The sequence below is a fragment of the Kitasatospora sp. MBT63 genome (assembly GCF_000710465.2).
In the GTDB taxonomy this organism is placed as follows: domain Bacteria; phylum Actinomycetota; class Actinomycetes; order Streptomycetales; family Streptomycetaceae; genus Kitasatospora.
On sequence record NZ_JAIZ01000671.1, the window covers coordinates 879 to 10,569 of the forward strand.

Annotated in this window: 7 protein-coding genes; 6 read left to right on the plus strand and 1 reads right to left on the minus strand. The window is 72.6% G+C overall.

Going from position 1 to position 9,691, the window contains the following annotated elements:
* From AA75_RS35205 to AA75_RS35215, 3 genes are all read left to right on the plus strand, one after another.
* A partial coding sequence (locus AA75_RS35205; RefSeq protein WP_033824448.1) for a hypothetical protein occupies positions 1 to 1,099 on the plus strand: 1,099 nt, incomplete at its 5' end.
* A 12-nt stretch (positions 1,100 to 1,111) separates the two neighbouring features.
* The gene (locus AA75_RS35210; protein ID WP_033824449.1) at positions 1,112 to 1,663 is read left to right on the plus strand and encodes a hypothetical protein; all 552 of its coding nucleotides are present in this window, start codon (positions 1,112 to 1,114) and stop codon (positions 1,661 to 1,663) included.
* Positions 1,664 to 1,752: 89 nt separating this feature from the next.
* A complete protein-coding gene (locus AA75_RS35215) occupies positions 1,753 to 2,457 on the plus strand; it encodes a hypothetical protein (protein WP_051814001.1) in 705 nt (234 codons plus the stop codon).
* Between the two features lie 74 nt (positions 2,458 to 2,531).
* On the opposite strand, the gene AA75_RS35220 is transcribed toward AA75_RS35215, so the two are convergent.
* Entirely contained in the window at positions 2,532 to 4,979 is a 2,448-nt protein-coding gene (locus AA75_RS35220; RefSeq protein WP_033824450.1) for a DNA topoisomerase (ATP-hydrolyzing) subunit A, read from the minus strand.
* Positions 4,980 to 5,342: 363 nt separating this feature from the next.
* Here AA75_RS35220 and AA75_RS35225 point away from each other — a divergent pair, with 363 nt between their 5' ends.
* The 3 genes from AA75_RS35225 to AA75_RS35235 all read left to right on the plus strand — a co-directional run bounded on the left by AA75_RS35225 (position 5,343) and on the right by AA75_RS35235 (position 9,629).
* On the plus strand, positions 5,343 to 6,695 hold the full coding sequence (locus AA75_RS35225; protein ID WP_033824451.1) for a pitrilysin family protein: 1,353 nt from the start codon (positions 5,343 to 5,345) through the stop codon (positions 6,693 to 6,695).
* A 20-nt stretch (positions 6,696 to 6,715) separates the two neighbouring features.
* Positions 6,716 to 8,083 carry a pitrilysin family protein gene (locus AA75_RS35230; RefSeq protein WP_033824468.1) on the plus strand — a complete coding sequence of 456 codons (1,368 nt, stop codon included), beginning with the start codon at positions 6,716 to 6,718 and terminating at the stop codon, positions 8,081 to 8,083.
* Positions 8,084 to 8,435: 352 nt separating this feature from the next.
* Positions 8,436 to 9,629 carry an RtcB family protein gene (locus AA75_RS35235; protein WP_033824452.1) on the plus strand — a complete coding sequence of 398 codons (1,194 nt, stop codon included), beginning with the start codon at positions 8,436 to 8,438 and terminating at the stop codon, positions 9,627 to 9,629.
* Positions 9,630 to 9,691: the final 62 nt, after the last annotated feature.

Consider the following 9,691-nt stretch of genomic DNA (forward strand, 5'->3'; position numbering starts at 1 on the left):
GCGGTGCGAGCAGTGCGAGGCCGCCAAGGACCGGGCCGACACCCGCTACAACTCGGCCGCCGACGCCCCCGCCTTCCGGTTGGGCGGACAGTTCTTCGCGGACGACGCCCAACTGAAGGAAGCCCAGGCGCGGATCGACGCGGCCCAGCGCGAGCTGAACGCGGCCGGCGACGAACTCGACGACGCCAGACGCGCCCTGGACGACGCCAAGGACGCCTTCGAGGCCATCGTCAAACAGGCGAAGGAACTCAAGGAGGACCACCAGGACGCCGCCGCCAAGGTGGCCAAGGCCCTGCGCAAGGCCAACCAGAACGCCCCCAGCACCAGCATGTGGGACAAGTTCAAGGACTCCCTGCAGCGGGCCGGCCACGCCATCAAGGAGTGGGCCACCAAGCACGCCGATCTGCTGAAGAAGATCGGCGACTGGATGTCGATCGCCTCGACGGTGCTGGGCGTGGCGGCGCTGTGCACGCTGTGGTTCCCGCCGCTGTCCGGCGCCCTCGCGCTGGCCGGGGGAGTGCTGTCGGCCGGCGCCCTGGCCACGCACGGAATGGCGAAGCTCGGCGGCGCCGACGTCAGCGCGATGGACCTGATCGGCGACGGCCTCGGTGTGGTCCCGTTCGGGAAGTTCGCCGGCACCGCGATCAAGGGCAGCACCAAGGTGGTGACCAAGGTGGGCGCCGAGGTGGTCGAGAACGGCCAGAAGATCACCCGGGCCGTGCAGGTCATCGACGGTGCGGACGCGGCCGCGCGGATCACCGGGCGGCTCGGCGACGCCGTGCACACCCTGCCCCGGGTCACTCGGATCGGCGGCGAGGTCGTCCAGGACGGCGTCGACATCATCGCCAAGAAGGGCAACAAGATCGCCCTCGCCTGGGAGAAGCACGTCGCCGACAACATGGGCGCCTCGTTCAAGGAGAAGCGGCTGAGCGACCTGGTCACCCGGGTTCCCGGGCTGGACCGGCTGCCCGGCCTGTCCGCGGCCATCCGGGCCGACGGCACGCTCGACCCGCTGTCCTGGTGGTCCCGCGGTCCACAGGTGGTCGCGGGCGGCTGGGGCGTCGTGGACGGCGTCCACAACATGTTCTCCGGCGATTAGGACGGTGGCGTCATGGCAGACCAGTTCATCCAGCACGGCCCGGTGCGGGGCCGGTTCGGCGCAGCCTTCCCCGCTGCCTTCGTCCAGGGCGAGCCCAGGCCGAGGACGCGGCTGGTGCTGTGGTTCTTCGCCCAGTGGGTCGTGCTGCCGATCGATCTCCTCTGGCGGCCCGCCCTGGTCCTGGTGCTGGTCGTCCTCGACTACCAGGGCAACAGCGGCCCGCAGCCCCGCTTCGGCACCGGCTGGGCCCGCCGTCTCGGACCGGCCCGGCTCGGCCGGGAGTGGCGGCGCGACCCGGCGGTCTGGGAGGCCCATCTGCGGACCCGGCTGGCGGTGGTGGCAGCCGCCCAGCAGCGTGCTGCCGCGGACCCGGCCGCGACCGTCAGGTGGGAGGGCCGACTCCGTCGGATCGACTCACTGCCCTACTGGTACCTGGGCCGCGACGACTTCGGCACTCTCCCCCTGGACCGGATCCTTGCGGTCTGCGCGGCCGAGGGCATGCCCGGCTGGGGACCGGCCGGACCCACCGTCCAGCTGCGCAACGCCTTCCACCGGCAGCCCTGACCGTCGGCCCGGCGCCCGGTGCGGTCCGTACGGCCGGCACCGGGCGCCCCGTCAGCGCGCCGAGAGCACCTCGAGACAGAGAGTCAGCCATGCCCAACGAGCAGCCCGCGGCGGTCGGCCGGAGCGCCGCCGACCGGGGATTCACCTTCCGAGTCCCGGTGCACTTCCACGACCTGGGGATGCACCTGACCGACCAGGAGCGCTGGGAGCACCTGGACGAACTCGCGTGCGAGATCTGGTCCGGCGGGACCACCGACCAGCGGCAGGGCGTACGGACGCTGTACGCGGACATCGCCGACGCCGCCGCCGAGGACGGCGCGCTCTACGCCGGGGTGGCGCTGTTCGCCACGGAGGACGACCGGATCAGCACCGCCTCGCTGATCGTCCGGGCGGACCCGATCGACGACGGCGATCCGGAGATGATCGTCGCCACGCTGCAGGAGACGCTCTCGCTCAACCCGAGCAGCGACGTGCGCCGGGTGGAAGCCGAGGCGGGCTCCGCCGTCCTCGCCTTCACCGGGGTGGAGTGGCAGCCGCAGGCACCCGAGGACGCGGCCGGTGACCCACCGCCGCTGACCATGGCCCGGGTCGAGGCGTACCTTCCGCTGCCCGACCTCGGCACCCTGGTGGTCCTCGCCCTGACCACCTCGTCGCTGCCTGAACTGCCCGACTACGTGGCACTGCTCGCGCAGACCACGGAGTCGGTCCGGCGCCTCGACGAAACCGGCCCGGCCGGTCTCCCGGCCCAGTCGAACACCGAGGCCGCCGAGCGTGTCGAAGCGGCCTTCGGCTGACCGCACCCGCCCCGACATGAGGACGGGGGCGCCGTTGCGGCGCCCCCGTCCTCATGTCCGGCCGTCACACCCGACTACACCCGGCCGCCGACCGCGGCGATCTGGCCCGTCACCGGGGAACCCGAGCCGTCGCGGCGCGGGTCCCGCTCGGGCAGTTGCACCGGCGCGCCGTTGGCGGCCGACGCCAGGGCCGGCTCCGCGCCCGCCCAGGCGAACGCCAGGGCGTCCTCGCCGCGCAGGAAGCGCTGGCAGCGCACGCCGCCGGTGGCCCGGCCCTTGCGCGGGTACAGCTCGAACGGCGTGACCTTCCAGCTGGTCTGCTCACCGCCGCTCAGGGTGCCGGACGCGGTCGCCACCGAGACCACCACCGCGTCCGCCGCCGGGTCCACCGCCGTGAACGACAGCACCCGGGCGCCGTCCGACAGCTTGATGCCCGCCATCCCGCCGGCCGGCCGGCCCTGCGGCCTGACCTGGCCCGCCGGGTAGCGCAGCAGCTGGGCGTCGGAGGCGATGAAGACCAGGTCCTCCTCGCCGGTGCGCAGCTCCACCGCGCCGACCACCGAGTCGCCGTCCTTGAGGGCGATCACCTCGAACTCGTCCTTGTTCGCCGGCCACTCCGGCACCACGCGCTTGACAACGCCCTGCGCCGTACCCAGCGCCAGACCGGGCGAGGACTCGTCCAGCGTGGTCAGTGCCAGCGCCCGCTCGTCCGCCTCCAGCCGCAGGAACTCGCTCACCGCGGCCCCGCCGGCCAGCGCCGAGGTACCCGGAGGCAGCGCCGGCAGGTCGATCACCGGCAGCCGCAGCACCCGGCCCGCGGTGGTCACCACCCCGATGTCGGCCCGGGCCGTGGCCGGCACCGCGGAGGCCACCGCGTCCTGCTTGGCCCGCGCACCGCCCGCATCGGACGGCTCCCCGTCCGAGGTCCGGGCCAGCAGGCCGGTCGAGGACAGCAGCACCCGGCACGGGTCGTCGGCCACCTCCAGCGGCACCGACAGCGCCGCGCTCGGCACCGCGCCCGCCTCCAGCAGCACGGTGCGCCGCTCGGTGCCGAACTGCTTCGACACCGCGGCCAGCTCGCCGGAGACCACGTTGCGCAGCTTGGTGTCCGACTCCAGGATCTCGGTGAGCTCCTGGATCTCCTTGGTGAGCTTGGCCTGCTCGGTCTCCAGCTCCACCCGGTCGAACCTGGTCAGCCGGCGCAGCGGGGTGTCCAGGATGTACGCGGTCTGCGTCTCCGACAGCCCGAACCGCGCCATCAGGCGGTCCTTCGCCTGCGCGGCGTCGTCGCTGGAGCGGATGATCGCGATGACCTCGTCGATGTCGACCAGCGCGACCAGCAGGCCCTCGACCAGGTGCAGCCGGTCCTGCCGCTTGCCCCGCCGGAACTCGCTGCGCCGGCGCACCACCTCGAAGCGGTGGTCGACGTAGACCTCCAGCAGCTCCTTCAGGCCCAGCGTCAGCGGCTGGCCGTCGACCAGCGCCACGTTGTTGATGCCGAAGGTCTCTTCCATCGGCGTCAGCTTGTACAGCTGCTCCAGCAGCGCCTCGGGCACGAAGCCGTTCTTGACCTCGATCACCAGCCGCAGGCCGTGCTGGCGGTCGGTCAGGTCCTTGACGTCCGCGATGCCCTGCAGCTTCTTCGCGCCGACCAGGTCCTTGATCTTCGCGATCACCTTCTCCGGCCCGACGCTGTACGGCAGTTCGGTGACCACGATGCCCTTGCGGCGGGCCGTCACCGCCTCCACCGACACGGTCGCCCGGATCTTGAAGGTGCCGCGGCCCGACTCGTACGCGTCGCGGATGCCGGAGAGCCCGACGATCCGGCCGCCGGTCGGCAGGTCGGGACCCGGGATGAAACGCATCAGCGTCTCCAGGTCCGCGCCCGGGTGCTTGATCAGGTGCCGGGCGGCGGCCACCACCTCCGCCAGGTTGTGCGGGGGCATGTTGGTCGCCATCCCGACCGCGATCCCGGACGCGCCGTTGACCAGCAGGTTCGGGAAGGCCGCCGGGAGCACCGAGGGCTCCTGCTCGCTGCCGTCGTAGTTGGGCGCGAAGTCGACGGTGGCCTCGTGGATCGACTCCACCATCGCCATCGACGCCGCGGTCAGCCGCGACTCGGTGTACCGCATCGCGGCCGGCGGGTCGTCGTTGCCCAGCGAACCGAAGTTGCCGTGGCCGTCGATCAGCGGCAGCCGCATCGAGAACGGCTGCGCCATCCGCACCACGGAGTCGTAGATCGAGGCGTCACCGTGCGGGTGCAGGCGGCCCATCACCTCGCCGACCAGGCGGGCGCACTTGACGTGGCCGCGCTCGGGGCGCAGGCCCATCTCGTTGGCCTGGTACAGGATGCGCCGGTGCACCGGCTTGAGACCGTCCCGCGCGTCCGGCAGGGCGCGCGAGTAGATCACCGAGTAGGCGTACTCGAGGAACGAGCCCTGCATCTCGTCCACGACGTCGACATCGAGGATCCGCTCCTCGAAGTCACCGGGCGGCGGGGTGGGCGAACTGCGGCGGGCCATCGCGGCGGGGCTCCCTTGCGTCTGTCGGGCGTCTGTCGGCGGCGTCAGATCCTGTCGGACCGAGTCTGTGACAACTGAGTCGAACCGTACCCGGGCACGGCGCCCCCCATTGTGGACCCTCCGGCTGACAGCCCGAGCCGCAGGCCACCCCCCTCCCCGCCGCGGGTCCGGGGACCGCCGCGCCCGGACCGCCCGCGCCCGCCGGCTTCCGCCCGTGGCGAACGCGCGCCGCGCGCGGACACATCACGCCCGGCTGCGCGTTACACCACAATGGGGGAACGCGATCCGCCCCCGACCAGACCGAAGACGGGAAGCCTCCCGCCTCCACGGACGACTCCCGCTTCCCGAAAGGACCGGAACCGCATGGCCAACCCGGCTCCCGCCTCCGCCCGAGGCCTCGCCATCACCGAACACCGCCTGGCCAACGGCCTGCGGGTGGTGCTCTCCGAGGACCACCTCACCCCGGTCACCGCCGTCTGCCTCTGGTACGACGTCGGCTCCCGCCACGAGGTCAAGGGCCGGACCGGTCTGGCCCACCTGTTCGAGCACCTGATGTTCCAGGGCTCCGCCAACGTCTCCAACAACGGCCACTTCGAACTGGTCCAGGGCGCCGGCGGCTCGCTCAACGGCACCACCAGCTTCGAACGCACCAACTACTTCGAGACCATGCCGGCCCACCAGCTGGAGCTCGCGCTCTGGCTGGAGGCCGACCGGATGGGCTCGCTGCTCGCCGCGCTCGACGACACCTCGATGGAGAACCAGCGCGACGTCGTCAAGAACGAACGCCGCCAGCGCTACGACAACGTGCCCTACGGCACCGCATTCGAGAAGCTCACCGCGCTCTCCTTCCCGGACGGCCACCCGTACCACCACACCCCGATCGGTTCGATGGCCGACCTGGACGCGGCCACCCTGGAGGACGCCCGCGCGTTCTTCCGCACCTACTACGCGCCCAACAACGCGGTGCTGTCCATCGTCGGCGACCTCGACCCCGAGCAGACCATCGCCTGGGTGGAGAAGTACTTCGGCACCATCCCCGCCCACGACGGCAAGCAGCCGCCGCGCGACGGCACCGTCCCCGACACCATCGGCCGCGAGATCGCCGAGACCGTCCACGAGGACGTCCCCTCCCGCGCGCTGATGGCCGCCTACCGGCTCCCGCACGACGGCACCCGCGAGGCCGACGCCGCCGACCTGGCGCTCACCATCCTCGGCTCCGGCGAGTCCAGCCGCCTCTACAACCGCCTGGTCCGGCACGACCGCACCGCCGTGGCCGCCAGCTTCGGCCTGCTGCGGCTGGCCGGCGCGCCCTCGCTCGGCTGGCTGGACGTGAAGACCTCCGGCGACGCCACCATCGAGCAGATCCGCTCCGCCGCCGACGAGGAGCTCGCCCGGTTCGCCGCCGAGGGCCCGACCGCCGCCGAACTCGAGCGCGCCCAGGCCCAGATCGAACGCGAGTGGCTCGACCGCCTCACCACCGTGGCCGGCCGCGCCGACGAACTCTGCCGGTTCGCCGTCCTGTTCGGCGACCCCGAGCTGGTCAACACCGCCCTCACCAAGGTCCTCGACGTCACCGCCGAGGAGGTCCGGGCCGTCGCCGCCGCCCGCCTCCACCCCGAGAACCGCGCCGTCCTGGTGTACGAGCCCACCACCGCGGACGACACCGCCGACCACGACCCGACCGGCGACCACACCACCGAGGAGACGGCGGTATGAGCACCGACCCCACCCCCGCCATGACCTTCCACCCGCAGCCGCAGCCCGGCACCCCCACCCCGTGGGCCTTCCCGGCCCCGGAGCGGGGCGCGCTGGCCAACGGCGTCACGGTGCTGCACTGCCACCGCCCCGGCCAGCAGCTGGTCGCCGTCGACCTGATCCTCGACGCCCCGCTCGCCGCCGAGCCGGCCGGCCAGGAGGGCGTCGCCAACATCCTCGCCCGCGCCCTCAGCGAGGGCACCGACACCCTCAGCGCCGAGGAGTACGCCGGCGAGCTGGAGCGGGCCGGCGCCACCCTGGACGCCCACGCCGACCACACCGGCCTGCGGGTCTCCCTGGAGGTCCCCGCCTCCCGGCTGGAGCGCGGCCTCACCCTGCTCGGCGACGCGCTGCGCGCCCCCGCGCTGCCCGCCGACGAGATCGAGCGCCTGGTCGCCAACCGCCTCGACGAGATCGTCCACGAGCAGGCCAACCCGGCCCGCCGCTCGGCCAAGGCGCTCTACGCGACGCTGTTCGACGCCGCCGACCGCCTCTCCCGCCCCCGGGCCGGCACCGCCGACACCGTGCGGGCCATCGACCGGGCGGCCGTCAAGGCCTTCTACGACGCCCACCTGCGGCCGTCCACCGCCACCGCCGTGGTCGTCGGCGACCTCACCGGCGTCGACCTGCTGCCGCTGCTGGAGGAGACCCTCGGCCGCTGGAGCGCCGCCCCGGCCACCGCCACCGCGCACGCCCCGGTCACCGCCGACGACGCCGGCCGGGTCGTCATCGTCGACCGGCCCGGCTCGGTCCAGACCCAGCTGCTGATCGGCCGGATCGGACCGGACCGCCACGACCCCACCTGGGCCGCGCAGATCCTCGGCACCTACTGCCTCGGCGGCACCCTCACCTCCCGGCTGGACCGCGTCCTGCGGGAGGAGAAGGGCTACACCTACGGCGTGCGGGCCTTCGCCCAGCCGCTGCGCTCGCCCGCCGACGGCTCCGGCCGCGCGATGCTGGCGATCAGCGGATCCGTCGACACCGCCTCCACCGCGCCGGCCCTCGCCGACACCTGGACCATCCTGCGCAAGCTCGCCGCCGAGGGCCTCACCGACGCCGAGCGCGAGGATGCGGTGCAGTTCCTGGTCGGCGTCGCCCCGCTCAAGTTCGAGACGGCCGGCTCGGTCGCCGCCACCCTGGCCGACCAGGTCGAGCAGAACCTGCCCGACGGCTACCAGGCCCAGGTCTACCGGGAGCTGGCCGAACTCGGCACCGCGGCCGCCACCGAAGCCGTGGTCGCCGCGTTCCCGCCGGACCGCCTGGTCACCGTCCTGGTCGGCGACGCCTCGGTGATCGCCGACCCGGTCAAGGAACTCGGCATCGGCGACGTCACCGTGATCGCCAACTGACCTGCGGTCAGAGGCCGACGGGCCCGGCGGAGCAGCCGCTCCGCCGGGCCCTCGCACGTCCGGCGCCCGGTGGACCGCGCGGCGGTGGCGAATTTGCCTTGCGACGGCGACCCGCGCTGTGGGTAGATGACTCCCGCAGGCGCTGCGACGACATCACGGAAGGAGGCGGTCACCATGCGGGTCGAGCCCATCTGTCCACGCTCCCCACGACGACCGTCCCTCCGACGTCCGTCCGCCCGGCCGCTGTCGGTCTGAGCGCGGCACCACCCGAACTTCCCCGAGCCACGCCGGGACATCTCGCGCGGCGATTCTTCTACGCTTGAAACAGCCGACCCTGGGAGGTCGTACCACCATGTCGTACACCGAGGTACCCGGCGTCCGCGTCCCGATCCGGATGTGGACCGACCCGGCCACCGTCGAGAGCCAGGCCATGGACCAGCTGCGCAACATCAGCACGCTGCCCTGGCTGCACGGCCTCGCCGTGATGCCCGACGTCCACCTGGGCAAGGGCGCGACGGTCGGCTCCGTGATCGCGATGAAGGGCGCGGTCTGCCCGGCCGCGGTCGGCGTCGACATCGGCTGCGGGATGACCGCCGTCAAGACCTCGCTCACCGCGAAGGACCTGCCGGACGACCTGTCCCGGCTGCGCTCCAAGATCGAGGCGGCCATCCCGGTCGGCCGCGGCCTGCACTCCGACCCGGTCGACCCGGGCAAGCTGCACGGTTTCGCGACCGGCGGCTGGGACGACTTCTGGAGCCGGTTCGACGCGATCGCTCCCGAGGTGAGGTGGAAGCGCGAGCGGGCGGCCCAGCAGATGGGGAGCCTCGGGTCCGGGAACCACTTCGTCGAGGTGTGTGTCGATACGACCGACGCGGTCTGGCTGATGCTGCACTCCGGTTCCCGCAACATCGGCAAGGAGCTGGCGGAGCACCACATGACCGTGGCCCGTTCGCTGCCGCACAACCAGGGTCTGATCGACCGTGACCTCGCCGTCTTCATCGCGGACACCCCGCAGATGGCGGCCTACCGGCAGGACCTGTTCTGGGCGCAGGAGTACGCCAAGAACAACCGGGCCATGATGATGGCGCTGTTCCAGGACGTCGTCCGGCGCGAGTTCCCGAAGGCGAAGGTGGCCTTCGACGAGGTGATCAGCTGCCACCACAACTACGTGGCGGAGGAGCGGTACGACGGGGTGGACCTGCTGGTCACCCGTAAGGGCGCGATCCGGGCCGGCTCGGGCGACTACGGGATCATCCCGGGCTCGATGGGCACCGGCTCGTACATCGTCCGCGGTCTCGGCAACGCGGCCTCGTTCAACTCGGCCTCGCACGGCGCCGGCCGCAAGATGAGCCGGACGGCGGCGAAGAAGCGCTTCACCGCGCGCGATCTGGCCGAGCAGACCAAGGGCGTGGAGTGCCGCAAGGACTCCGGCGTGGTCGACGAGATCCCGGGTGCGTACAAGCCGATCGAGCGGGTCATCGCCCAGCAGAAGGACCTGGTCGAGGTGGTCGCCCAGCTGAAGCAGGTCGTCTGCGTGAAGGGCTGAGAGCCGCGGTCCAGGGGGGCCCGGGTGCGGTTCGCCGCGCCCGGGCCCCCGTCGTGCGCCCC